The following is a 24071-nucleotide window of genomic DNA, read 5'->3' on the forward strand; positions in this document are numbered from 1 at the left end:
TGGGTGGCCTGAGGGCATTTAGCCTGACGCTGGTCTGTGTGGACTGAAGACTGATGTGGAGGCCTTGAGATACGGTGTTCTGATGAGCGCCGTTGGTGATCGATCTGTGTCGTTCTGCGGCACGGGTTGTTGTTCTTTGATTGGTGAATAGGATTTGGTGCGTTCTGGACGCGTGTATTTTTGTCCTGAACTGCTGGTGATGGGGATTGAAAAATTCCTGTTGTCTGGTGGTTTTGGGGAGCAAAAATCCGGTCGGATCATTCTGGGTGTCTGACCCGGACGTGGCTTAGGCCATTGCCGAAGGATGATGCGATTGAGTGTTCAGAGCGTTGAGTGCTGTGTGCGGACATTGTGATGGTGTCTGTGCATGGTGGGCCGCCATGCTTCTCCTTGGGAGTGTGGCGGTGCGTTGAGACTTCAAGTGAATGAAGGGCATTCAGTGGATGCCTTGGCACCAGAAGGCGATGAAGGACGTGGCACGCTGCGAAAAGCCACGGGGAGCCGCGAGCAGGCGTTGATCCGTGGACATCCGAATGGGGAAACCCACCCGCAAGGGTATCTGCATCTGAATACATAGGGTGTAGAGGCGAACCCGGGGAACTGAAACATCTAAGTACCCGGAGGAAAAGACATCAACCGAGATTCCGTCAGTAGTGGCGAGCGAAAGCGGAGCAGGCCAGTGCCTTGTCATTGAGTAGCAGAACGGATTGGAAACTCCGGCCATAGCGGGTGATAGCCCCGTATGCGAAGCGAAATGGCAAGGCCTTGAGTAAGGCGGGACACGTGAAATCCTGTCTGAAGATGGGGGGACCACCCTCCAAGCCTAAATACTCTCTGGTGACCGATAGTGCACAAGTACCGTGAGGGAAAGGTGAAAAGCACCCCGACGAGGGGAGTGAAAGAGACCTGAAACCGGATGCCTACAAGCAGTCGGAGCCGCATCTGCGGTGACGGCGTACCTTTTGTATAATGGGTCAGCGAGTTTCTGTTTGCAGCAAGCTTAAGCCGGTAGGCGTAGGCGTAGCGAAAGCGAGTCTGAATAGGGCGCGTAGTTGCAGGCAGAAGACCCGAAACCGAGTGATCTAGCCATGGCCAGGCTGAAGGTGCGGTAACACGCACTGGAGGGCCGAACCCACGCCTGTTGAAAAAGTCGGGGATGAGCTGTGGCTAGGGGTGAAAGGCCAATCAAACTCGGAGATAGCTGGTTCTCCGCGAAATCTATTGAGGTAGATCGTCGTGTGTATGCCTTCGGGGGTAGAGCACTGGATGGGCTAGGGGGGCCCAAAGCCTTACCAAACCTAACCAAACTCCGAATACCGAAGTGTCTTGCGCGGCAGACAGACGGTGGGTGCTAAGGTCCATCGTCGAGAGGGAAACAGCCCAGACCACCAGCTAAGGTCCCCAAATTGTGGCTAAGTGGGAAAGGATGTGGGAATTCCAAAACAACCAGGAGGTTGGCTTAGAAGCAGCCATCCTTTAAAGAAAGCGTAATAGCTCACTGGTCTAATAGAAATCCTGCGCCGAAAATGTAACGGGGCTAAAGCCACATACCGAAGCTGTGGGTGCATGGAAACATGCGCGGTAGCGGAGCGTTCCGTAGGCCTGTGAAGGGAGATGGGGTGACCCCTCCTGGAGGTATCGGAAGTGCGAATGCTGACATGAGTAGCGACAAACAGAGTGAGAAACTCTGTCGCCGAAAGTCCAAGGGTTCCTGCGCAAGGTTAATCCGCGCAGGGTGAGCCGGCCCCTAAGGCGAGGGCGAAAGCCGTAGTCGATGGGAAGGGGGTGAATATTCCTCCGCCTGCTGGAAGTGACGAATGCGAGATGTTGTCTGTCCTTATCGGATTGGGCGGGCTTTTTGAGCATTCCGGGAAATAGCTCCAGCGTATAGACCGTACCCTAAACCGACACAGGTGGACTGGTAGAGTATACCAAGGCGCTTGAGAGAACGATGTTGAAGGAACTAGGCAAATTACTCGCGTAACTTCGGGATAAGCGAGACCCGTATGTGGGCAACCATGTGCGGGTGGCACAAAAGAGGGGGTAGCGACTGTTTAGTAAAAACACAGGGCTCTGCGAAGTCGAGAGACGACGTATAGGGTCTGACGCCTGCCCGGTGCCGGAAGGTTAAGAGGAGAGGTGCAAGCCTTGAATTGAAGCCCCGGTAAACGGCGGCCGTAACTATAACGGTCCTAAGGTAGCGAAATTCCTTGTCGGGTAAGTTCCGACCTGCACGAATGGCGTAACGACTTCCCCACTGTCTCCAGCATCGGCTCAGCGAAATTGAATTCCCCGTGAAGATGCGGGGTACCCGCGGTCAGACGGAAAGACCCTATGAACCTTTACTGCAGCTTTGCAGTGGCATCAGAAGAGTGCTGTGTAGGATAGGCGGGAGGCATTGAAGCATGGGCGCTAGCTTGTGTGGAGCCAACCTTGAAATACCGCCCTGCGCGCTTTTGATGTCTAACCGTGGCCGGTTATCCCGGTCCGGGACCCTGCATGGTGGGCAGTTTGACTGGGGCGGTCGCCTCCTAAAGAGTAACGGAGGCGCGCGATGGTGGGCTCAAGCCGGTCGGACATCGGCTGTTGAGTGCAATGGCATAAGCCCGCCTGACTGCGAGAGCGACAGCTCGAGCAGAGACGAAAGTCGGCCATAGTGATCCGGTGGTTCCACGTGGAAGGGCCATCGCTCAACGGATAAAAGGTACTCTAGGGATAACAGGCTGATCTCCCCCAAGAGTCCACATCGACGGGGAGGTTTGGCACCTCGATGTCGGCTCATCACATCCTGGGGCTGGAGCAGGTCCCAAGGGTTCGGCTGTTCGCCGATTAAAGTGGTACGTGAGCTGGGTTTAGAACGTCGTGAGACAGTTCGGTCCCTATCTGCCGTGGGTGTTGGAGACTTGAGAGGATTTGTCCCTAGTACGAGAGGACCGGGATGAACATACCTCTGGTGCATCGGTTGTCACGCCAGTGGCACAGCCGAGTAGCTAAGTATGGACGGGATAACCGCTGAAAGCATCTAAGCGGGAAACCCACCTCAAAACTAGGTCTCCCCGAGGGTCGTGATAGACCATCACGTCGATAGGCCGGGTGTATAAGCGCGGTAACGCGCTCAGCTAACCGGTACTAATCACCCGATAGAACTTGAATATCTCAACCACCCCCACCATGCACAAACACCAACACAGTCTCACTCAACACACCAAATCCACACCAGTCCAAAACATCACGATAGATTGGACGACCTGGTGGCCATTGCGGGGAGCCCGCACCCGATCCCATCCCGAACTCGGCCGTGAAAACCCCCAGCGCCCATGGTACTGTGCCTCAAGGCACGGGAGAGTAGGTCGCCGCCAGGTCCTCCAATCTATCGTCCACCACAACCGCGGGGTGGAGCAGCCCGGTAGCTCGTCAGGCTCATAACCTGAAGGTCACAGGTTCAAATCCTGTCCCCGCAACCACCATTACCGAACTCGCGAACAAACCAGATACAGCCGCGCCACACAGCGCGGTTCTTGTCGTTCTGGCAGTATGATCTCGGAAATTTAAATAGTGTCGCGAACGCTAGTGCCGTATTCCGCTTTAAGCGTGGATTTGGTATGATACATGCATGGCGATAGGACCCCGTCTCGATCTGAGGCATACGCAGTCGCTGGTGATGACCCCCCAGCTACGGCAGGCCATACAGCTTTTGCAGTTCAACAACGCCGAGGTCAACCAATTCATCGAAGAAGAACTGCTCCGCAACCCGCTCCTCGAACGGGACGACTCTGATACCTCCGGGGGGATTGCTGAAGTGTCCGGTGGGACGGCGTTGATCGACTCCAAGCTTGCGGTCACGGATACTGTCGAGAAGGTCGTCGACCCCGATCCTTCAGGGGTCCATCTGCCGCTCGACGCCGACTTTTCCAATGTCTACGACCCTGGTGGCGGCGCAGAGGCAGCCGGTAATGGCTCCGCCGAAGACCATGACTGGATCGGGCAAATCGCGGATAGTCCCCCGGGGTTGCAGGAAAGCCTGGAACAGCAGGCGCGGCTCGCCTTTTCCGACCCGACCCGCCGCCAGATCGCGCTTGCGCTGATCATGGCGCTCGACCCGGCAGGGCGGCTGGCCGAGCCGCCTGAACGCATCGCCGAGATGCTCGGGATTGAGCAGGATGTGCTGGAATCGGTGCGGCAGATCATGCTCCGGTTCGAGCCAACTGGTATTTTCGCCATAGATCTTGCCGAATGTCTGGCTGTCCAGTTGGAGGAGCGAAACCGGCTCGACCCTGCGATGTCTGCCCTCCTCGCTCATCTCGATCTGCTGGCGCGGCGTGATCACCGTGCGCTCATGGAGGTGTGCGGCGTCGATGGGGAAGATCTTCGCGACATGATTGCAGAGATTCGGCAACTGAACCCCAAGCCAGGAGCCGCTACCGACGCCGCAGCGATTACGCCGGTGATCCCCGATGTGCTCATGCGCCCCGGGCCGGATGGCCAATATCTGCTTGAGCTTAATCCCGAAACAATGCCGCGGGTTCTGATCCGGCGCGGCTTTCACGCACAGATTGCGGCGCGGGCCACGCGCGAGGCGAAGCAGTTTCTCTCGGAACGGGTGCAGAGCGCGAACTGGCTGGTTCGCGCCCTTGAGTCGCGGGCCGAGACGATCCTGCGCGTTGCGGGCGAGATCGTCGCGCATCAGGAGGCCTTCTTCCGCCGCGGCATCGGGTTCCTCCGGCCGCTTACGCTGCGCGAGGTCGCCGCCGCGCTTGAAATCCATGAAAGCACCGTCAGCCGAGTGACATCGAACAAGGTGATTGCAACACCGCGCGGCATTTTCGAGATGAAGTTCTTTTTCACCACGGCGCTCGCCGGTGCGAATGGCGAAAGCCACAGTGCCGAATCCGTGCGGCACCGGATTGCGGCGCTGATCGAGGCGGAACCGCCAGGGAGGGTCCTATCCGACGATGCGCTGGCGCAACTGTTGCAGAAGGAGGGTGTGGATATCGCGAGGCGGACCGTCGCAAAATATCGCGAAGCCATGCGCATCCCCGGTTCGGCGCAGCGCAAGCGGGAAAAAAACCTGCTGGCGGGAGGTTGACGCGCCACGACCCGCAGCAGTGTAATGCTTTTGTCTAGGATCGAGCCGTCTCCGAGCAAGCGTAAACGCCCGCTTCATCAAGGCGGGGCTACAATAACCGCATTGGCTCTAGCAAAAGGATCTCTCTATGCAGATCACGGTTTCCGGTAAGCAGGTCGACCTCTCGGATGCCCTGCGCGTTCATGTCGCGAACCAGCTCGACAATATCGCTGGAAAATATTTCGATCACGCAATCGAGGCGAACGTAACGTTCAGCCGCGCCCGCAGCTTTTTCACTTGCGACATCAATGTTCACGCCGGACGGGGGCTGACTTTGCGCGGCGAGGGCGAGGCGGCTGACGCACATGCGGCATTTGACGACGCGGCGGAACACATTGCGAAGCGGCTGCGGCGCTACCGCCGCCGTGTGAACGATCACGCGCGCGAGAGTGCCACGCGCGGCCGAACGGAGACTGTCCGGCAATACGTGTTGCAGGAGGTGGAAGCCGAAGGCGCTACCCCGCATGCGCCGGTCGATGGAGCTGCTGGGCTCGATCCCGGGCCATATGCCGCCGTGGTTGCGGAAACGCCGGCGGAGATAGCGTTCCTGTCCGTCAGCGAGGCGGTGATGCGGATGGATCTGGCGAACCAGACAATGCTCATGTTTCGCAACTCCGCGAACCGGGCGCTCAGCGTGGTCTATCGCCGCAGCGACGGCAATATTGGCTGGATCGACAGTTCGGCACTGAGCTGACCTCCTTGTCCGGCGCCCGGGTCGCGTCCTTTATCCGCTCCAGGGACGGGTGGATTGCGGATCAGCGTTCGGACACTCACCACCTATAGGCTGATGGCGAGCAGCCCCTGAAATTCAGACGAGATTTTCAGGGGCATGCTTACCTGCCCGCGGTGCGAAGCAGACTGCTCTAAAGAGAGCCAACCAGTCTGAGCACGGCCGGGCCACCGACGACCAGAAACACGCATGGCAGAATAAACAGGATCATTGGCAGGGTCAGCAGAACCGGCAGCCGCGCGGCACGTTCCTCGAAGCGGGTCAGCTGTTCCTGGCGCATTTCAGCGGAGAGGGTTCTGAGCGCCTGGGTCAGCGGGGTGCCGTATTGGAGCGTCTGGATCAAGGTCGAGGCCAAGCGCTTCAGATTGTCGAGCCCGGTTCGCTGGCCGAGGCCGGCGAGCGAGTCGCGGATATTGCCGCTGATGCGCATTTCCTGCGCCGTCAGTGTCAGTTCCTGAGACACCGCCGGATGCGTCAGTTGCAGTTCGGCGGCAACACGGGTGAGGCCGGGTTCGAGGCTGAGTCCAGCATCGGCGCAGATCACCATCAGATCGAGCGCCTCGGCCAGCCCGGCCTCGACCTTGCGGATAAACCGCTTCCGCCGCTGCTGGATCAGGATGTCCGGCAGGAGAAGACCGAACGCGGCGGCGATGGCGGCGGCGATCAGCCCATGCAGCATGCCGAAGCGCAGAACGCGGGAGGCCGCCAGAACGCCGGCGAAAAAACCCACCAGTGAAAGCAGCTTGGTTCCGACGAATACGGCCAGCGCGCCTTTGTCCCGAATTCCGGCCATTCGCAATGTGTGCCGCAGTTCTTCGAGCGTGCGGTTGCTGAGCAGGCCGCTGCGGGCGACCGCGAGGCCTACACCCATGGCGATCCGCATATGCAGGAGCTGAGCCGGCTCGTCGCTGTCGCCCGCGGCGGAGCCCGCGCCGATCGCCCGGTCCAGCCGCCGCTGCAACCTCTCTTCCGCGATGACCAGACGCAGCATCAGCACCGCAACCGCCGCCACGAAGAGAAAGAGGCCGAAAATCCACACGAGCGCGGTATTCATTTCAGTTGAGGCTGCGCCGGATGATTTCGCGCATGACCATCGCGCCGCCGGCCAGCAGCCCGATGGCGACCGCCAGCAGGATTTTCCCGGCATGGGTCACGAACAGCACACGCAGATAGGAGGGCTGGATCACCTCGATCGCAAGCGCTGCAACGAGGGGAATGATACCGAGGACAAGGGCGCTGGTGCGCGCTTCGGACGCCAGCGCATAGCCGCGGGCCTTCATCGCGACACGCTTGCGGATGACTTCCGCCAACCCCTCAAGTGTTGTCACGAGACCGCCGCCATAGCGCGATTGCAGGCTGATGGCCGTGGCGAAAAACCCGTATTCGGCGAGCTTCACCCGGTCCGCCATCTGCCTTAGCGCCTGTTCGAGCGGCGTGCCGATCGCCACCTGATCGGCGATCCGGCTGAACTCCCTGCCGGTTGGCGCCGGCATGTCCTGGGCGACGACCCGGAGCGCCTCTTGCACGGGGATGCCAACGCGAACGGTGCGGACGATCGTGGTCAGCGCGTCGGGAAACTGGCGCAGCAGCAGGGTTGACCGGCGGGCATGCACGGTGCCGAAGGCAAGCCGCGCCACGAGAATGAACAGCGGTAACCAGACGAGCCAGCCGAGCCCCGCGGCCACGGTGCCGATCAGGAAGGAGATACCCCTGGACGCAACGACGGCGCCGATCATGATGATCCACCACGGGACAGGGTAATCCGGCGCGCGCGCCAGATCGACCCCGACGAGCCCCAGCACCGCCATTGCGGGGCGCCGGAACCGGCCGAGCGGATCATTCGGCTCGCTCTGGCTCTCGATTCTTGTGACGAGGGTCTGGCCCGATACCCGCATAAGGCGCAGTTCGATCGCCTTTTTGGTCCGGTCCGCCCGCACCCCGCCCATCAGCGCGAGCGAGGTGGCGCCGAGGATCAGAAGCAGGAGCGGCAGGAGGAGCAGGCCGCTCACGCCGCCGCCTCCTCGAGCGCCACCGTCCATGCGCGGAGCAGGCCGAAATAGCTGAGCCGCTCGTGGAAGCTCGCCCGCGTGTGGGAGACGGCGTAGCGGCCGATGACCCGGCCCGTTGCATCCTCGCCCAGAACCTCGAACTTGAAGATGTCGTTGAGCAGGGGGGTTTCGCCCTCGATTCCGGCGATTTCGGTGAGCTGAATGAGACGGCGGCCGCCATCGCGCTGGCGTTCCACCTGGACGATCAGGTTGACCGCCGAGACCACCTGCATGCGGATCGCCCGCGGCGACAGGCCCATGCTCGCCATCTGCACCATGTTCTCGATACGGGCCAGCGCATCGCGCGTGGTGTTGGCGTGGATGGTGGACATCGACCCGTCATGGCCGGTGTTCATCGCCTGAAGCATGTCGAACGCCTCGGGGCCGCGGACCTCGCCGATGATGATGCGGTCGGGGCGCATGCGCAGCGCGTTGCGGACGAGGTCGCGCTGGGTGATTTCGCCCTTGCCCTCAAGGTTCACCGGCCTGGTTTCGAGACGGACGACATGCGGCTGCTGGAGCTGGAGTTCGGCGGCGTCCTCGACGGTGACGATGCGTTCCTGCGGATCGATGAAGCTGCTCATCGCGTTCATCATCGTCGTCTTGCCGGAGCCGGTGCCGCCGGAAATGATGACATTGAGACGGCAACGCGCGGCGATTTCAAGCACCCGCGCGACCGGCGGGGTCAGCGATCCATACTCGATCAGCTTGCCGAAATTGATCGGCTTGCGTGAAAACTTGCGGATCGAGAGACAGGGGCCGTCGATCGACAGCGGCGGCAATACGATGTTGACGCGCGAGCCGTCCTTGAGTCGCGCATCGACCATTGGGCTGGATTCATCGACCCGGCGCCCCACTGTGGCGGCGATGCGCTGGCAGATATTGGTCAGATGGGCATTGTCGCGGAAGCGCACCCCGAGCTGCTCGAGCCGACCCCGCCGTTCGACGAAAACCCGTTCCGGCCCATTGACCATGATGTCGGTAATGGTCTCGTCCTCGAGCAGGGGCTCCAGCGGCCCCAGCCCGAGCATGTCGTCCACCAGTTCGGCGGCAATCTGGTTTTGCTCGTTGCGGTTCAGCTGGATGCGATGTTCGGTCGCCAGCTCCGCCACCATGGCCTCGACGCGTTGCAGCAGACGCGGGTGATTGAGCCCCACGATGGTCGAGGCGTCGATGCTGGCGAGGCAGAGGCCCCGGATCATTTCGACATCTTCCTGGCGCAACCGCACCGCCTGGTGAACAGGCGCGGATGGATCGACCGAGCGGCGGCCGAAGACCGGTAGCGCGTCCATCAGGCAGCCATGGCCGTGGTGCCGACGCCGAGCCTGGCGGCGAGCGCGATGATCGCCTTGCGGAAGACGCCTTTCCGGCCGACGGCGGGCTCGCCGAGATTGTTTCCCTGGGCGACCAGGGCGGGGAGTTCGGGGATCACGATGGCGATTTCGGTTCCAAGCAGTTCGGCGATCCGCGACACGGCGGGTGCGGTCCGGCGGTTGTGGCGGTTCAGAATGACGAGGGGCGGGCCGGACTGCATCTGGCCGGCCGGCAATGCAAGCCAGCGGCGCGCATTCGCGATGCTGTGCGGCGATCCGGTGGTCACGATGACGCGCGCATGGGCGAGCGCGAGCAGTTCCGTTGCAAACCGGGAGGGGCGCGCCGGAATGTCCGCCACAACAAGATTGTATCGCTGGCGCAGCGCCGACACCAGCGCAGCGCCGCCTCCGGCCTGGTAATGCCAGGCTTCGTTCAGGGGCTCCTCCGCGCCGAGGACATGAAGGCGGCCGGTCGAGGGCTGGGCGGCGCGCTCGATCAGCAGGGGGTCGATCCGGTCCGGCGTGTCGAGCGCGTTGCGCAGGCCGGTACTGGGCGGGACGTTGGTTGCCAGCGCGGCGCTGCCGCGTTGCAGGTCGGCGTCCAGCAGGATTGTATGGCGGCGAACATCCCCGCCCACATGCCAGGCGAGGCTGCTGGCAACCGTGGTGGCGCCAACGCCGCCGGCGGCGCCGCACACAGCGACCATCGAGCCGCCGCGCGCCGCTTCGAAGGCGGGCACGCCGCCGGCCGCCCATGGCAGCAGCTCGCGCGCCACCATCGCCGGATCGAGCGGCTTCGAGAGATATTCGCTGACGCCCAGCGTGCGCGTGAGGCTGCGATAGAAGCCGATGCTGCGCTCGCTGCCGATGATCAGCACGCGGGTTCCGGGGTCCACCACCGGTTCCAGCCGATGCACGGCGCTCATCGGCTGTTCCTCGCCGGAGATGTCGACAAGGAGGGTTCGCGGCGTGTCGAACCGGGCGAGATAGTCCAGCGTTTCGGCGAAGGTGGCGCGCTGGAGCGGGACGCCGGTGGGAAATGCCGGCACCAGCGCCGTGCGGATGGTCTGCAGGCTCGCGTCATCGCTGACGAAGCCCATGAAGGCGGGGCGGCCGCTCCCTTGCGGCCCCTGCGGCGGCGCGTGCGAAGCGCCCACCCGATCGAAGGCGGAAGCCGTCATTGCGGATGATACTCGGTTTTGCCTGTGGCGCCCTGGAAGACCGTGATCCCGGTCTGGCCCGGCATGTCGAGCGCGGCGAGGGCGGGGGATACCTGGCCGCTGAAGACCGGCGGCGGTTTGGACGGGCTGCCTTTCGGCGCCTCGCTGGGGCGGACGATCAGCGACAGCGGGCCAAGATGGGCGGCGACCTCGACCTGTTCGGCCTGTTCCGGCGTGACTTCCAGCGTGACGGTCCGCGCCGTCGACTGCGCGGCCGTGTGGCTGCCGCTTGCGCCTTGCACCAGGCGCTGATCGATCGCGATCACCCGCACGTCGGACAGGACGGTTTCCGCGGCCACCTTGCGCGTCGGCGGCAGGTTGGCGCCGACCAGGTTCTGGGTCAGCAGAAGATCTACATGGTCGCCCGGCCAGATCAGGCCGGCGGCGCCGGTGATCGCATCGACCCCGACCGACACCGCCCGCATGCCTGGTTGCAGCACGGCGGCGAGAAAGCCGTGATCGCCGGGGCGAATGGCGATATCCGTGGTCAGAAGCGCCCCGGCGCTCAGCCGGCGGCGGATCATCGCGCCGGTATAGGAGGCGCGGTTCGCCGGTGTGTCTCGCACCGCATCCGCGGGCACCTGCGCCGGGGGGCGGTCCTGCACGATGAAATCGGAGGGTTGCAGCAGCGTGCCGGGCGGCAGAGCCTTGCCCGTCGCCAGCAAGGCGATGGTTGGCGCCGCCTTCTTGTGGGGGTGTGCCGGATGCATGTCGATCCAGGCGACGGTTCCGAAGCCGGCAAGCCCCACGGCCAGGACGATGAACAGAACGAGTCTAAGAATCATCAGGACATGTCTCAAAAGAAGCACAGGCCGGATTGGCCTGTGACTGGCACGGCCCCGACACGGCGCCCGCAGCCTCGCCCGGCGGAATTTCGCTGTAGATGGCCCCGGCGCCGCGTGGAACGACCGGGCGACGGGGCCTGCTCATACCCGGTTCAACGAGGTCAGAGATTGGTTGTGTTGTTGCTCAGCGTTCCGGCGATCTTGTTGACGGCGTTGCCGAGATCGTTGGCGAGCAGACCGAACGCACCGATGATGACAACCGCCATCAGCGCCGCGATCAGCCCATATTCCATCGCGGTCACCCCGCGATCATCCCGTGCGAACGCAAGGCCGCGAACCGCGAGCCAGGTTTTCACGTAGTCAAGCATTGTCATGTCTCCTGCACACCGCATGACGATCCACTGCGCGGCGATATTGACGACAGCGCCAGAATTTTGCTGGCAGAAGACCCGCGGACCAATGCCGCGGACCGGAAATCCACGACATGATCAAATCAAAACAACCTTACTAAAACGTTAATTAACTGGACTGTGAAAGATTACTTTTGCACCGTCTCAGGCTGTCTCGCTGGCGAGGAGGGATAGCGCCGCCGCATCCGGCCGGGCGCCGATCCGGCCAATCGCCGTCGCGGCCACGCGGCTGGCCAGGGCCGCGCTCTCGACGAGCGACACCTTGCGGGTAAGGCCGACCATGAAGCCCGCGGCATAGGCATCGCCGGCGCCCGTGGTGTCGACGACCTCCACCGGAACCGCGGCGACGACATGGCGTTCCGCACCGGCGACGACGACGCTTCCCGCCTCGCTGCGCGTCAGCACCGCGAGCGGCAGCGTGTGGGCGGCCTCGGTCACCGCCCCGTCGAAGTCGTTCTGTTCGAACAGCGAACAGATCTCGGCCTCGTTGGCGAACAGGATGTCGATGCCGCCGGAGGTGATCAGGTCGAGGAAGGCGGCGCGATGGCGATCGACGCAGAACGCGTCGGACAGCGAGAGCGCCACCTTGCGCCCGGCGCCGCGGGCGATGCGCACGGCCTCGCGGAAGGCATGCTGCGCCCGCGGCGGATCGAAGAGATATCCCTCGAGATAAAGGATCGAGGAGGACTGGATCGCCTCGGCATCGAGGTCGGTGTGGTCGAAATCGATGCAGGCGCCGAGATAGGTGTTCATGGTGCGCTGGCCATCCGGCGTGACCAGGATCAGGCAGCGGGCCGTCGGCGCGCCCTCGGGCAGCGGCGCGTGCGGAAAATCGACGCCGATCGCCCGGAGATCGTTGGCGAAGGCGATGCCAAGCTCGTCGCGCGCCACCTTGCCGAGAAAGGCCGCGCGGGCGCCGAGGCCGGACGCGACCGCGCAACTGTTGGCAACCGAGCCACCGGAGGCGATCTGCCCTGGCGGCATCACTCCGAGAATGCGCTCGGCGGCCTCGGCGTCGATCAGCCGCATCGCGCCCTTGCGCATGTCGTGCCGGTCGAGAAAATGATCATCGGTGCGGGCCAGCACATCGACGATCGCATTGCCGATGCCGATGATGTCGTAGCGGGTCGTGTCCATGCCTGTCCCCTGCAAGGTCGGTGTAAATGCTCCCTTCGCCTATCACCCGAAAGGCCAGGTCACAAATCCGCGCCCGTCATGAACGCGCAGTTAATCCTGATCCATACGATCTCCTTGCGGAACCTTAGTAAAAATGCACGCATTTGGGGCCGCAGGCGATTGTCCGGAGCGCGTGTCGCGTGCTAGCGGACAGACAGTAAAAGTTGTGGAGGGTTCGTGATCAGCTTCAGAAAACGCGACGACCAGCCGCCGGAGGGCAAGCCGCGGCAGACTCCCGCACGGCAGGATGGCGCCATGGATGACGGCCTCAGCATGCCTCCCTTCCGTCCCGCTTCCCCGAAACGGTCCCGCAACAAGCGGATGACACAAAGGCTAAGGAGATGCCCATGGCCCGAACCCCCTTTTCGCCCAGCCAGCCGGCTACGCCCGCGGCAGGCGGCGCCCCGGCGAGCCCTCCGGCTACCGGGACCGGCTTCCGTCCGCCGGTGCGGGATGCCGAAACCGCCGAACGCCGCACCCTGGTGGTCGGCCGCGGCATCAGCCTGCAGGGCGTGGTTCAGGATGCCGAGCGGCTGGTGGTCGAGGGGACGGTCGAGGCGACGATGATCAAGGCCGCCGAGCTTGCGATCAGCCCGGGCGGCGTTTTCAAGGGCGAGGTCGAGGTCGAGGAGGCCGAGGTTGCCGGCGTGATCGACGGCACGCTGACGGCGCGGCACTCCCTCATCGTGCGGGCGACGGGCCGGGTTCTCGGAACCGCGCGCTGCCGGCGGCTGCAGGTCGAGGATGGCGGGCAGATCACCGGCCGGATCGAGATGATCACCGAAGGTGCTGCCAGCTCCCAGGCCACCGACTGACCCTGACCGGCCCGCGGAGGGCGTGAGCACGGATGAGACGCCGCGTCTTTATCGGCCTGTTGAGCGCAGCCGCGCTCGCAGGCTGCGCCGCGCGGCCGGGAACGATGGCGGGTGGATCGGCCGCCTCCTTCGCGTCGGCTGCACCGGTCAGCCTGGTCGGCGCGACGCCGGGCGATCTGCGCGCCAGTCTGGGCATGCCCTCGCTGTTGCGGGTCGATGGGCCGGCGCAGGTCTGGCTTTACCATTCCCCGATCTGCCGGCTCGATCTGGTGCTCTATCGCGGCACAGTCGGCCTTCCCGTCGTTCGCCTGGCGCGAACAATGCCGCACGGCGTGCCCGATGCTACCTGCGTTGCCAGTCTGGAACAGCAGCGCGCCTCCTGATATCGAACGGACGGATGACCGGCGTGCCGAAAGCGCGCGGGGCGCGATGCATGACGGAGGGCACATGAACGGTTTACGGGTCGCGATCCAGATGGATCCGATGGAAAGCGTGGATATCGACGGCGACTCGACCTTCGTGCTGATGCTCGAGGCACAGCGGCGCGGCCATATGCTCTGGCACTACTCGGTGCGCGAGATGTGGCTGGAAAGCGGGGCGCTCAAGGCGCGGGTGCGGCCGGTGACGGTGCGCCGCGAGGCGGGCAACCATTTCACTTTCGGGCCGGCCGAGACGGTGGATCTCGCGGCGATGGACGTGGTGCTGATGCGCCAGGATCCGCCCTTCGACATGGGGTATATCACGGCGACGCACCTGCTGGAGCATATCCACCCGCGGACTCTCGTGGTGAACGACCCCGCATCGGTGCGCAACGCGCCCGAGAAACTGCTGGTCATGGAGTTCCCCGACCTGATGCCGCCCACGCTGATCGCGTGGGACCGCGCCGCGATCCGCGAATTCCGTGCCCATCACCGCGACATCATCGTCAAGCCGCTCTTCGGCAATGGCGGGATGGGGATTTTCCGGATCAAGCCGGATGATGAAAATCTCGGCGCCCTGCTCGACACGCATTTCGGCAATTCCCGCGAACCGCTGATGGTCCAGCGGTACGAACCGGCGGTGCGGGCGGGCGACAAGCGGATCATCCTGATCGATGGCGAGCCGCTGGGCGCGATCAACCGGGTTCCCGCCGAGGGCGACGCGCGGTCGAACATGCATGCCGGCGGCGTCGCCCAGCCGACCACGATGACCGCGCGCGACCGCGAGATCTGCGAGCGGATCGGGCCGACACTGAAGGCGCGCGGCCTGCTCTTCACCGGGATCGACGTGATCGGCGACTATCTCACCGAAATCAACGTCACCTCGCCGACCGGCCTGCAGCAGGTGGCCCGGTTCGACAACGTGCATCTCGAAGCGACGATCTGGGACCGGATCGAGGCGCGGCGGGCGCAGGGCGTCTGATCGCCTCGCCGGCGGCCGGGCGGTGCGATCCGCCCGGCCGCCGCGGCGCTCCTACAGGTTGGCGACGGCGTGCTGCCGCGCGAGGAACCAGGCGTCCACCGCCGATTTCATCGATTGCGCGATGCGGCGGCGGAAGGCCGGCGTGCGCAGTTCGGCCTCGTCCGCGGGGTTGGAAAGAAACGCGGTTTCCACCAGAACGCTGGGGATGGCGGAGGATTGCAGCACCGCGAACGTGGCGTGGCGGGCCGGGTTCGGCAGCAGCGGCACATGGGGCGCAAGCGCGCCGACCATTTTCTGTTGCAGCAGATGCGACTCGATCTTGGTGCTGTGCGCCATCAGCGCGAACAGGATTTTCGCGACTTGCGGCGACACGCCACGGAAATTGGGGTTGGACAGGCTCTCGACACTGTTTTCTGACTGCGCCATCCGCGCCGCGAGCTGGTCGGAGGCATGATTCGAGAAGGTGTAGATGCTGGCGCCGCGCACCGCGGGGTCGTGCGCCACGGAATTGGCGTGGATCGAGAGAAACAGTGTCGCCTTGTGGCGTTCCGCGATATCCACCCTTGTCTGCAACGGGATGAAGATGTCCCGCGACCGTGTCATCACCACCTCATAGCCGCCGCGCTCCAGCGCCTGGCGCAGATCGTGGGCGGTGGAAAGCACGATGCTTTTCTCGAAAATGTTGCCCTGGCCGATGGCACCGGGATCGTGCCCGCCATGACCGGGGTCGATCACGACGAGGCGCCTTGCCGAGGCCTCGCGCCAGGCGGCGCGGCTGAGCCGCGGCGGCAGGCCGGGGGTGGCGCGCGCCAGGGCGGATTGCATCCACAGCGGCAGCGTGATCGTGGCTTTCACGCCTGAATCGAGCAGGAAGCGACGGGACAGACGCATCGCAAACCTCCTTTCTGTCGACCGAAATTATTGACTTCGGCCATGAAGTGCCATCATGCTCTCAGGAATGCACGTTAAATCATTGAGATTGACATAAGATTGATTGACGTCCCCCGGCTTCCGACGCCCCCCGGGTTGTGATTTGCTGCGCCCGTCGCATATCAGCCCAGGGGAAAACATCATGCGCGCAACCATCGTCTTCTACGGTGTGGCCCTGCTCGCCTACCTGCTGATCGATGCGATCTGGCTGGGGCTGACCGCCGATACGCTCTATCGCGCCGCACTCGGGCGGATCATGCTCGAACATTTCCGGCCGCTGCCGGCCTTCGCGGTGTATCTGCTCCAGGTGGTCGGGCTCGCGGTGTTCGTGCGGCCGCGCGCCTTCGCGCAAGGCGGCGCCGCCGCACTTGCCTACGGCGCCGCGTTCGGCGTTTTCACCTATGGTCTCTACGATCTTACCAATCTTGCCACCCTCACGGGCTGGACGGTCGGGCTCAGCCTGACCGACATCGCCTGGGGCGGCACGGTCTCGGCTCTTGCCGCGCTGTGCGGATGGCTGGCGGCGCGGCGGCTGTTGCGGCCGCGCATCTTCAGGTAGGGCGGCGGTTCAGCTCTCTCCCTGCGGCCGCTCGAAGGCGTCCTTGCCGTCGAAACGCTGGAGCTTTTCGACATGCATCCAGGAGTGTTTCTGACCAATCGCCTTGACCAGGTCGGAGATGCCCTGCGGCCCATTGCCGGCCGCAGGCTCCTTGAGCATGAACCGACAGTCGAAATGGTCGACCAGGAAGGTGCTGCCGCCGGTCGCCGGCCAGACCTGCACGCCGCGATTGGAGATCGAATCGAGGCGCAGCGCGCTGCCTTCGGCGATCGCGGTCAGCGAGGCGCCGAGTTCGGCCGCGGACAGGCTACTTTCGAGGAAGATGTCGACGCCGAGCAACTCGCGGCTTGCGGGCTCGGTATGGGCGGTGCGGTCCGGCCAGGCCTTGAGCGTGAGCGGGCGGTAGGCGCGCGAGGGCAGATTGCTGGTGCGGCCGAGATTTTCGATCACCTGGCCGACGAACTTGTCGGTGCCGACGCCGTGGCCGCGCGGCGACAGGTCGCCGGTCAGGTTCTCCCCCTCGGCGAGGGTGATGAACAGCGCCTGCTCGATCGTCTCGGCCGTCTCGAAGGCGCCGATATGGCGGAGCATCATGATGGCGGCGGAGAGCAGCGCGGTGGGGTTGGCGAGGCCCTTGCCGGCGATGGTCGGTGCCGAACCGTGCACCGCCTCGAAAATCGCCGCGTGATCGCCGACATTGGAGGATGGCGCGATGCCGAGACCGCCAACCAGCCCGGCGGCGAGATCGGAAATGATGTCACCGTTCATGTTCGAGGTCACGATCACGTCGAACTGCTCGGGGGCGATCACGAGCTGGTGGGCGCAGTTGTCGATGATGATGTGGTCCTGCGCGATATCCGGATAGTCGGGGCCGACCGCCTCGAAGACGCGCTTCATCATGCCCTCGGTGAGTTTCATGATGTTCGCCTTGGTCGCACAGGTCAGCTTCCGGCGGTCTTCCGCCTGGGCGAGGCCGAAGGCGGCGCGGATGATCCGCTCGCAGCCCGGCCGCGTCATCAGCTTGAGGCACTGGGCGACATCCGGCGTCTGCATGTGTTCGATGCCGGCATAGACGTCTTCGACATTCTCGCGGACGATGACCATGTCGATCCCCCGCCCGGTGAAGGGCGTCTTCACGCCGGGCAGTTCGCGGACCGGGCGGATATTGGCGTATAGCTCGAAATGCTTGCGCAGCGTGACGTTGGCCGATTTGTTGCCATGGCCGACCGGGGTTTCGAGCGGCCCCTTCAGCGCGATCCGGTTGCGGGCGATGCTATCGAGGGTTTCGCGCGGCGCGCCGGAGGCGATGCCCTTCCTGAACGCGGCGGCGCCGGCTTCGGCGATGTCCCACTCGACCGGCGCGTTGGCGGCCTCGAAGATGCGGCGCGTCGCGTCGAAGACTTCGGGACCGATCCCATCGCCCGGCAGGGCGGTGACACGGGTCTTGGCGAGGGCGGGCGAGGCTGCGTTCATCGTTGGTCCCCCATGGTCAGGTTGTGGCTGCGCGTATACGCCCGCCGGTCCGCCGAGGCCACCGCAGCGCAACAAATGGCAGCCCAGACGGAATACCGCGACGATGACACGAAACGGTTAACGAAATCTGCGCCGGCCCGGCGCATGATCGCGTTTTCGCAAGGCTGAACCCCGCGTCGCCATCTGGACAGGGCGGCGGGTTTTTCTATTTTCGGGCAGAATGTCTGCCTCATCATCCACACGCGAACTTGATCTCCCAGCCCCCGCCGGCGCTAACGGCCGGGTCGCGCTGGTGCCGATGACCATCGGCGCCTGCCTCGGCCTTGCCGCGGGGTCGTTCTGCGGCGGTTCGCTGCAAAGCATCTATCCCTATGTCGCCGGCCGGCTGGCGACGAGCAGCGATCACGCGCTCTGGACCCTGACCTATTTCCTCATCCACTGGGCGCTCGGCATCGCGCTGATGCCCTGGTTCGCCCGCAAGCTCGGCTTCAAGCGGCTGTTCCTCGCCAGCATGATCATGCTGGCGATCGGCGCCGGCATGGGCATTCTGTCTCATTCGCTGATGACGATGCTGGTCGCGCGCGGGGTGCAGGGCATTTCCTCGGGCCTGCTGGTGCCGCTGGTGCAGACGCTGCTGCTGCGCCATTTCCCCAAGCGCCATCACACGCTGGCGACGGCGCTGTGGAGCAATTCGATGCTGGTGCCGTTCTTCTTCGGCCCGGCCTTCGGCGGCTGGCTCGCGGTGAATTACAACTGGATCGACCTGTTCTGGCTGGTCATCCCGTTCGCCCTGCTCGCCTTCGTGCTGATCCGCGTCTCCCTGCCGGAAGACCGTCCGGCGGCGGCGCCGCCGCCTTTCGATCTTGTCGGCCTCGCCCTGCTCTGGCTCGGGCTGATCGCGCTACAGATCGTGCTGAACCAGGGCGAGCAGTTCGGCTGGTTCGGCTCGCCTTTCATCCAGCGCTACACGATCGCCGCCCTCCTGCTGCTCGGCTGCTTCGTGATCTGGGAGCTGACGAGCGAGGCCCCGCTGCTCGAACTTCGCTTCGTGACCAACCGGAATTTCGGCTTCGGCCTGCTGCTGCTCTGCCTCGGCTGGTCGATCTTCGTCGGCTGGAGTTCGATTCTGCCGCTCTGGACCGAGATCGACCTCGGCTATAACGGCTGGTGGGGCGGGGTGTTGCTGATACCGCTGGCGCTGACGGCGATTCCGGTGGCGTCCGCCATGGGGCGCATTGCCCGGCATGTGAGCCTGCGGGCCCTCGCCGCCCTCTGTTTCCTGCTCTTCGCCATCGCCTTCGCCATCGCCGTCTACAACCCCGAGATCGGCCTCGCGGCAACGGTGCCGAGCGAGCTGTTGCAGGGGATCGCGGTGGGGATGCTGTTCGTGCCGCTCACCATGATCATCCTGTCGGAAATTCCGGTCGAGGACCTGGCGGCGGCCTCGACGACCAGCAACTTCATCCGCCTCGCCAGCGACATTGTCGGCGTCACCATGCTGCAGACGCTGTGGCAACGGCACGCCGAAGCCGTTGCGGCGCTGACGCGCGGCGCCATGAGCGACGCCCTCGTGCGGCAGACCCTCGCCGAGGCGGCGCAGCGGGGCGTGTCCCATGCGCAGGCCATGGCGCTGATCGCCGGGCGGTTGCAGCTCGACGCCAGCACCTGGAGCCTCGATGACGCGCTGCGCCTTTCCGCCTGGATCTGCCTTGGTGCCGCGGCGGTCTCGCTCGTCCTGCTGAAGAAGCCCCACCGCCAGGGGGGATGAACGGGCGCTCGCGGTCCGTCGCTGCCGGGATTACGCCGCGAGCGGCATCAGCAGCATCACCGCGGCCTGCGCCGCGATCCCCTCGCCGCGGCCGGTGAACCCGAGGCGCTCGGAGGTCGTCGCCTTCACCGACACCCGATCGAGCGGAATGCCGGCCAGCGCCGCCACGCGGGTGCGCATCGCCAGCGCGTGGGGAGTGATTTTCGGCCGCTCACAGATGATGGTGATGTCGACATTGGCGATCGCGCCGCCTTTTTCCGCGACCAGCCCCGCCGCGTGGCGGAGAAACCGCGCCGAATCGGCGTCCTTCCAGGTGGCTTCGGAGGGAGGAAAATGCCGGCCGATGTCGCCCTCGGCCATGGCGCCGTAAATCGCGTCGCACAGCGCGTGCAGCGCCACATCGGCATCGGAATGGCCGGCCAGCCCCTTTTCATGCGGCACCTCGATGCCGCAAAGCATCAGTTTCCTGCCCTCGGCCAGCACATGCACGTCATAGCCGGTGCCGACACGGGGCAGCGCGCCGCTGGCGAGAAGGGTCTTGATGTCCATGGGCCGGAATCTCCAGATGGCTGGCGGGCGGGGTTCGCGCCGGAACAGGGCGGCTTTGGCAACTGGACGATTGCGCGTCAATGCCCGGCCCTGTAGTGCTTAATTCATGGGCAACGAGATGAGCAGCTTTCCGAAATTGCGGCCGATCCGGCTCAAGGCGCCGGGCGGCGCCGCGCGCGATGTGACGATCGAGACGCCGGTGATCCTGGCGCCGATGTCCGGCGTGACCGACCTGCCGTTCCGCCGGCTGGTCAAGTCGATGGGGCGGGGCTCGTGGTGTCGGAAATGATCGCCTCCTGGGCGATGATCCACGAGAACGCGGCGACACTCCGCATGGCGTCGGTCGATGAGGGCACGGGGCCGAATTCGGTGCAATTGGCCGGTTGCGACCCCGATGCGATGGCGGAGGCCGCGCGCATCGCCGTCGCCGGCGGCGCCGATCTGGTCGACATCAATTTCGGCTGCCCGGTGAAGAAGGTGGCGGTCGGCCAGATGGCCGGCTCGGCGCTGATGCGCGACGAGCTGCGCGCCGCCCGCATTCTCGAAGCCACCGTAAAGGCGGTCGACGTGCCGGTGACGCTGAAGATGCGCATGGGCTGGGACCGGCAGAGCCTCAACGCCCCCGCCCTCGCGCGGATCGCCCAGGAAAGCGGCATCGCCATGGTCACGGTGCATGGCCGCACCCGCCAGCAATTCTACGAGGGCACGGCGGACTGGGATTTCATCGCCTCGGTGAAGGGCGCGGTGTCGATCCCCGTCATCGCCAATGGCGACATCACGACCGAGGACGAGGCGGAGGACGCGCTGCGCCGCTCGGGGCCGATGGCGTCATGATCGGCCGCGGCGCCTATGGGCGGCCGTGGTTTCTCGCCCAGGTCGCGCGCTATCTCACCGCCGGGCAGAGGGTTCCGGCGCCTGATCTCGCAACGCGGCGCGATGTGCTGATCCGGCATTACCGGGCGATGCGGGCGCATTATGGCGAGCTTCCCGGCCTGCGGATGGCTCGCAAGCATATCGGCTGGTATGTGCGCGGTCTGCCGGGGGCCGCGGAATTCCGTGGCGTCGTCAACCGGCAGGACGATCCCGCCGTGGTCGAGGCGATGATCCACGACATCCATGCCCGGGCGATGGGCGAGGCGGCGGCGCCGGTCCAGGCGGCCGCATGACCGCCCCGCGCGGCGCCTTCGCGCGCCGGGGACCCGCGACCAGCACGCCGGACCTGCCGACCGGTGCGGGGCAGCTCCTCGCAGCACTGCCTCTCGCGGTGATCGAGCTTGACGCGGACGACCGCTTCCTGTTCGCCAATTACGCGGCCGAGGAGATGTTCGGCGCCTCGCAGGCGGTGCTCGCCGGCCGGCGGCTGCACGAATTCGTGCCGGCCGATCACCCGATCTTCATCCTGCTCGATCGCGCCCGGCGCGACGAGGCGCCGATTGCCGAGCATGACCTGGTCCTCGAAGGCCCGCGCTTCGCCCGCCGCGGCGTGTCGATGCAGGCGGCGGCGATCGTCGATGCGCCGGGCCATCTCGCCGTCACCCTGCAGGACAGCTCCGCCGCCCGCGCGCTCGACCAGCAGCTCTCGGCGCGGAACGCCGCACGCAGCATCACCGGCATGGCGGCGGTGCTCGCGCACGAGGTCAAGAACCCGCTTTCGGGCATACGCGGCGCGGCGCAGCTGCTGGAGGCGAACGCCACGCCGGCGGACCGGGAACTCGCGGTGCTGATCCGCGACGAGGTGGACCGCATCCGCGATCTGGTCGAGCGGATCGAGGTGTTCGGCGACAAGCCGCTCGACGTCACGGCCATCAACATCCACCGGGTTCTCGAACATGTGCGCCGGCTCGCGCAATCGGGCTTCGGCGCGCGCGTCCATTTCGTCGAGACCTACGACCCCTCGCTGCCGCCGGTGCTGGGCAATCGCGACCAACTCGTCCAGGTGCTGCTCAACCTCGTGAAGAACGCCGCCGAGGCGATCGCCGAAACCCAGCGGCCGGACGGCGAGATCACGCTGATGACCGGCTTCCAGCACGGGGTGCGGCTGGCCGCCTCCCCCGCGCGCGGCCAGCGCAACCTGCCGATCTTCATCGCGGTGCGCGACAATGGCGCGGGAATTCCCGAGGATATCCGGCGCCATCTGTTCGAGCCCTTCGTCAGCACCAAGGCCGCGGGCTCGGGACTCGGGCTCGCGCTCGTCGCCAAGATCGTCGCCGATCACGGCGGGCTTATCAATGTCGACAGCCGGCCCGGCCGCACCGAATTCCGGATCCATCTTCCTCAGTTCGAGGACCGCGCCGAGAGTCTGCCATGACCACGCTGCCGACCATCCTGATCGCCGATGACGACCGCTCGATCCGCACCGTGCTGACCCAGGCGCTGGGCCGGTCGGGCTATCAGGTGCGCACCACTTCCTCGGCGGCCACGCTCTGGCGCTGGGTCGAGGATGGCGAGGGCGACCTCGTGATCACCGACGTGGTGATGCCGGACGAAAACGGGCTCGATCTGGTGCCGCGGATCAAGCGCATCCGCCCCGAACTGCCCGTTCTGGTGATGAGCGCGCAGACCACCATTCTCACCGCCGTGCAATCGACCCAGCGGGGGGCGTTCGAATACCTGCCGAAGCCGTTCGATCTCGGCGAACTGCTCGCCATTGTCGATCGGGCGCTGAAACAGCCGGCGCTGCCCGTCCCGGCCGAGCCGCGCGGCAGCCCGGAGGACAATCTCCCGCTGATCGGCCGTTCCGCCGCGATGCAGGAGATCTATCGCGTCATCGCCCGGCTGACCACGACCGACCTGACGGTGATGATCACCGGCGAATCCGGGTCGGGCAAGGAGCTGGTCGCCCGCGCCCTGCACGATTATGGCCGCCGCCGGCAGGGGCCGTTTGTTGCGATCAACATGGCGGCGATCCCGCGCGAACTGATCGAGAGCGAGCTGTTCGGCCATGAGCGCGGCGCCTTCACCGGGGCGACCAACCGGCATGTCGGCCGGTTCGAGCAGGCCGCCGGCGGCACGCTGTTCCTCGACGAGATCGGCGACATGCCGCCCGAGGCGCAGACGCGGCTGCTGCGCGTGTTGCAGGAGGGCGAGTTCACTACCGTGGGCGGGCGGCAGCCGATCCGCGCGAATGCGCGCATCGTCGCCGCCACCCATCGCGATCTCAGGGTGCTGATCCGCTCGGGCCAGTTCCGCGAGGATCTGTTCTACCGGCTCAATGTGGTGCCGATCCGTCTGCCGCCGTTGCGCGAGCGGCCGGATGACATTCCGCTGCTGGCCCAGCATTTCCTCAACCGCGCGCACGCGGAGGGGCTGCCGGCCAAGACCATGGCGCCGGAGTCGATGGTACGGCTCGCGCAATATCGCTGGCCGGGAAATGTGCGCGAGCTTGAAAACCTGATGCGTCGGCTCTCCGCGCTGGTGCCGCAGGCGACGATCACCGAGGAGATCATCGAGGCCGAGCTCGCCGACCGAGCGATGGACGAACCGGCCCAGACTATGGGCGACGAGCCGGGCGCGGCCTCGCAACAGGGCGTCGAGCACGTCATCGAACGGCATGTCGCACGGCTGATCGCCGAGGCGCGCGAGGCCGGCGAGGACGGCGTTCTGTATGACCGGGTGCTTGCCGCCTTCGAGGCGCCGCTGATCCGCCTCGTGCTCGGGGAGACCCGCGGCAACCAGATCCGCGCCGCCGCGATGCTGGGTCTCAACCGCAACACGCTGCGCAAGAAGATCCGCGAGCACGATATCGGCGTGTCTCGCCGGGTTGGCTGAG

Annotated in this window: 19 protein-coding genes, 1 tRNA gene, 2 rRNA genes and 1 pseudogene; 13 read left to right on the top strand and 10 right to left on the bottom strand. The window is 65.1% G+C overall.

Annotated features, from left to right (window positions below; genetic code table 11):
* Positions 1–416: 416 nt before the first annotated feature.
* The 5 genes from ACIDOCELLA78_RS000000107430 to hpf all read left to right on the top strand — a co-directional run bounded on the left by ACIDOCELLA78_RS000000107430 (position 417) and on the right by hpf (position 5819).
* A 23S ribosomal RNA gene (locus ACIDOCELLA78_RS000000107430) occupies positions 417–3154 on the top strand.
* A gap of 93 nt (positions 3155–3247) precedes the next feature.
* A 5S ribosomal RNA gene (gene rrf / locus ACIDOCELLA78_RS000000107435) occupies positions 3248–3362 on the top strand.
* A 25-nt stretch (positions 3363–3387) separates the two neighbouring features.
* A tRNA-Met gene (locus ACIDOCELLA78_RS000000107440) sits at positions 3388–3464 on the top strand.
* 149 nt (positions 3465–3613) lie between these two features.
* Positions 3614–5086 carry an RNA polymerase factor sigma-54 gene (rpoN, locus tag ACIDOCELLA78_RS000000107445; protein ID WP_201729040.1) on the top strand — a complete coding sequence of 491 codons (1473 nt, stop codon included), beginning with the start codon at positions 3614–3616 and terminating at the stop codon, positions 5084–5086.
* A 127-nt stretch (positions 5087–5213) separates the two neighbouring features.
* Positions 5214–5819 carry a ribosome hibernation-promoting factor, HPF/YfiA family gene (gene hpf / locus ACIDOCELLA78_RS000000107450; RefSeq protein WP_201729041.1) on the top strand — a complete coding sequence of 202 codons (606 nt, stop codon included), beginning with the start codon at positions 5214–5216 and terminating at the stop codon, positions 5817–5819.
* Positions 5820–5988: 169 nt separating this feature from the next.
* Here hpf and ACIDOCELLA78_RS000000107455 read toward each other — a convergent pair whose 3' ends face one another.
* The 7 genes from ACIDOCELLA78_RS000000107455 to ACIDOCELLA78_RS000000107485 all read right to left on the bottom strand — a co-directional run bounded on the left by ACIDOCELLA78_RS000000107455 (position 5989) and on the right by ACIDOCELLA78_RS000000107485 (position 12768).
* Positions 5989–6909, bottom strand: coding sequence for a type II secretion system F family protein (locus ACIDOCELLA78_RS000000107455; RefSeq protein ID WP_201729042.1), 921 nt, complete (start codon positions 6907–6909; stop codon positions 5989–5991).
* A 1-nt stretch (position 6910) separates the two neighbouring features.
* A complete protein-coding gene (locus ACIDOCELLA78_RS000000107460; RefSeq protein WP_201729043.1) occupies positions 6911–7864 on the bottom strand; it encodes a type II secretion system F family protein in 954 nt (317 codons plus the stop codon).
* Positions 7861–9195 carry a CpaF family protein gene (locus ACIDOCELLA78_RS000000107465; protein ID WP_249676086.1) on the bottom strand — a complete coding sequence of 445 codons (1335 nt, stop codon included), beginning with the start codon at positions 9193–9195 and terminating at the stop codon, positions 7861–7863. The genes ACIDOCELLA78_RS000000107460 and ACIDOCELLA78_RS000000107465 overlap by 4 nt, the downstream gene beginning before the upstream one ends.
* Positions 9195–10397: a pilus assembly protein CpaE gene (locus ACIDOCELLA78_RS000000107470; protein ID WP_249676102.1), complete on the bottom strand. Its 1203-nt coding sequence runs from the start codon at positions 10395–10397 to the stop codon at positions 9195–9197. The genes ACIDOCELLA78_RS000000107465 and ACIDOCELLA78_RS000000107470 overlap by 1 nt, the downstream gene beginning before the upstream one ends.
* Positions 10394–11221 carry a Flp pilus assembly protein CpaB gene (gene cpaB, locus ACIDOCELLA78_RS000000107475; RefSeq protein ID WP_201729044.1) on the bottom strand — a complete coding sequence of 276 codons (828 nt, stop codon included), beginning with the start codon at positions 11219–11221 and terminating at the stop codon, positions 10394–10396. Before cpaB ends, ACIDOCELLA78_RS000000107470 begins: the two co-directional genes overlap by 4 nt.
* Positions 11222–11382: 161 nt before the next feature.
* Entirely contained in the window at positions 11383–11595 is a 213-nt protein-coding gene (locus ACIDOCELLA78_RS000000107480; RefSeq protein WP_249676105.1) for a Flp family type IVb pilin, read from the bottom strand.
* A gap of 180 nt (positions 11596–11775) precedes the next feature.
* Positions 11776–12768, bottom strand: a complete 993-nt coding sequence (locus ACIDOCELLA78_RS000000107485; protein WP_201729046.1) for an adenosine kinase — start codon at positions 12766–12768, stop codon at positions 11776–11778.
* A 386-nt stretch (positions 12769–13154) separates the two neighbouring features.
* Between ACIDOCELLA78_RS000000107485 and ACIDOCELLA78_RS000000107490 the strand changes: the two genes are divergently transcribed.
* From ACIDOCELLA78_RS000000107490 to gshB, 3 genes are all read left to right on the top strand, one after another.
* Positions 13155–13622, top strand: a complete 468-nt coding sequence (locus tag ACIDOCELLA78_RS000000107490) for a polymer-forming cytoskeletal protein (RefSeq protein ID WP_201729047.1) — start codon at positions 13155–13157, stop codon at positions 13620–13622.
* Between the two features lie 59 nt (positions 13623–13681).
* The gene (locus ACIDOCELLA78_RS000000107495) at positions 13682–14005 is read left to right on the top strand and encodes a hypothetical protein (RefSeq protein WP_249676107.1); all 324 of its coding nucleotides are present in this window, start codon (positions 13682–13684) and stop codon (positions 14003–14005) included.
* Positions 14006–14069: 64 nt separating this feature from the next.
* On the top strand, positions 14070–15023 hold the full coding sequence (gshB, locus tag ACIDOCELLA78_RS000000107500) for a glutathione synthase (protein WP_201729049.1): 954 nt from the start codon (positions 14070–14072) through the stop codon (positions 15021–15023).
* A gap of 51 nt (positions 15024–15074) precedes the next feature.
* On the opposite strand, the gene ACIDOCELLA78_RS000000107505 is transcribed toward gshB, so the two are convergent.
* Positions 15075–15914: an N-acetylmuramoyl-L-alanine amidase gene (locus tag ACIDOCELLA78_RS000000107505; RefSeq protein ID WP_201729050.1), complete on the bottom strand. Its 840-nt coding sequence runs from the start codon at positions 15912–15914 to the stop codon at positions 15075–15077.
* Between the two features lie 181 nt (positions 15915–16095).
* Between ACIDOCELLA78_RS000000107505 and ACIDOCELLA78_RS000000107510 the strand changes: the two genes are divergently transcribed.
* Entirely contained in the window at positions 16096–16512 is a 417-nt protein-coding gene (locus tag ACIDOCELLA78_RS000000107510; RefSeq protein ID WP_201729051.1) for a DUF2177 family protein, read from the top strand.
* Between the two features lie 9 nt (positions 16513–16521).
* On the opposite strand, the gene ACIDOCELLA78_RS000000107515 is transcribed toward ACIDOCELLA78_RS000000107510, so the two are convergent.
* On the bottom strand, positions 16522–17985 hold the full coding sequence (locus tag ACIDOCELLA78_RS000000107515) for an NADP-dependent isocitrate dehydrogenase (protein WP_201729052.1): 1464 nt from the start codon (positions 17983–17985) through the stop codon (positions 16522–16524).
* A 298-nt stretch (positions 17986–18283) separates the two neighbouring features.
* Here ACIDOCELLA78_RS000000107515 and ACIDOCELLA78_RS000000107520 point away from each other — a divergent pair, with 298 nt between their 5' ends.
* Entirely contained in the window at positions 18284–19753 is a 1470-nt protein-coding gene (locus ACIDOCELLA78_RS000000107520) for a DHA2 family efflux MFS transporter permease subunit (protein ID WP_249676148.1), read from the top strand.
* A 30-nt stretch (positions 19754–19783) separates the two neighbouring features.
* Here ACIDOCELLA78_RS000000107520 and ispF read toward each other — a convergent pair whose 3' ends face one another.
* Entirely contained in the window at positions 19784–20302 is a 519-nt protein-coding gene (gene ispF, locus ACIDOCELLA78_RS000000107525) for a 2-C-methyl-D-erythritol 2,4-cyclodiphosphate synthase (protein ID WP_283770845.1), read from the bottom strand.
* A 118-nt stretch (positions 20303–20420) separates the two neighbouring features.
* Here ispF and dusB point away from each other — a divergent pair.
* The 3 genes and pseudogenes from dusB (at position 20421) to ntrC (ending at position 24070) form a co-directional block, all read left to right on the top strand.
* Positions 20421–21468, top strand: a pseudogene (dusB, locus tag ACIDOCELLA78_RS000000107530) (tRNA dihydrouridine synthase DusB).
* On the top strand, positions 21465–22610 hold the full coding sequence (locus ACIDOCELLA78_RS000000107535) for a nitrogen regulation protein NR(II) (RefSeq protein WP_201729054.1): 1146 nt from the start codon (positions 21465–21467) through the stop codon (positions 22608–22610). The pseudogene dusB and the gene ACIDOCELLA78_RS000000107535 overlap by 4 nt, the downstream one beginning before the upstream one ends.
* A complete protein-coding gene (gene ntrC, locus ACIDOCELLA78_RS000000107540; RefSeq protein WP_201729055.1) occupies positions 22607–24070 on the top strand; it encodes a nitrogen regulation protein NR(I) in 1464 nt (487 codons plus the stop codon). The genes ACIDOCELLA78_RS000000107535 and ntrC overlap by 4 nt, the downstream gene beginning before the upstream one ends.
* Position 24071 lies beyond the last annotated feature (1 nt).

The organism is Acidocella sp. C78 (assembly GCF_907164655.1).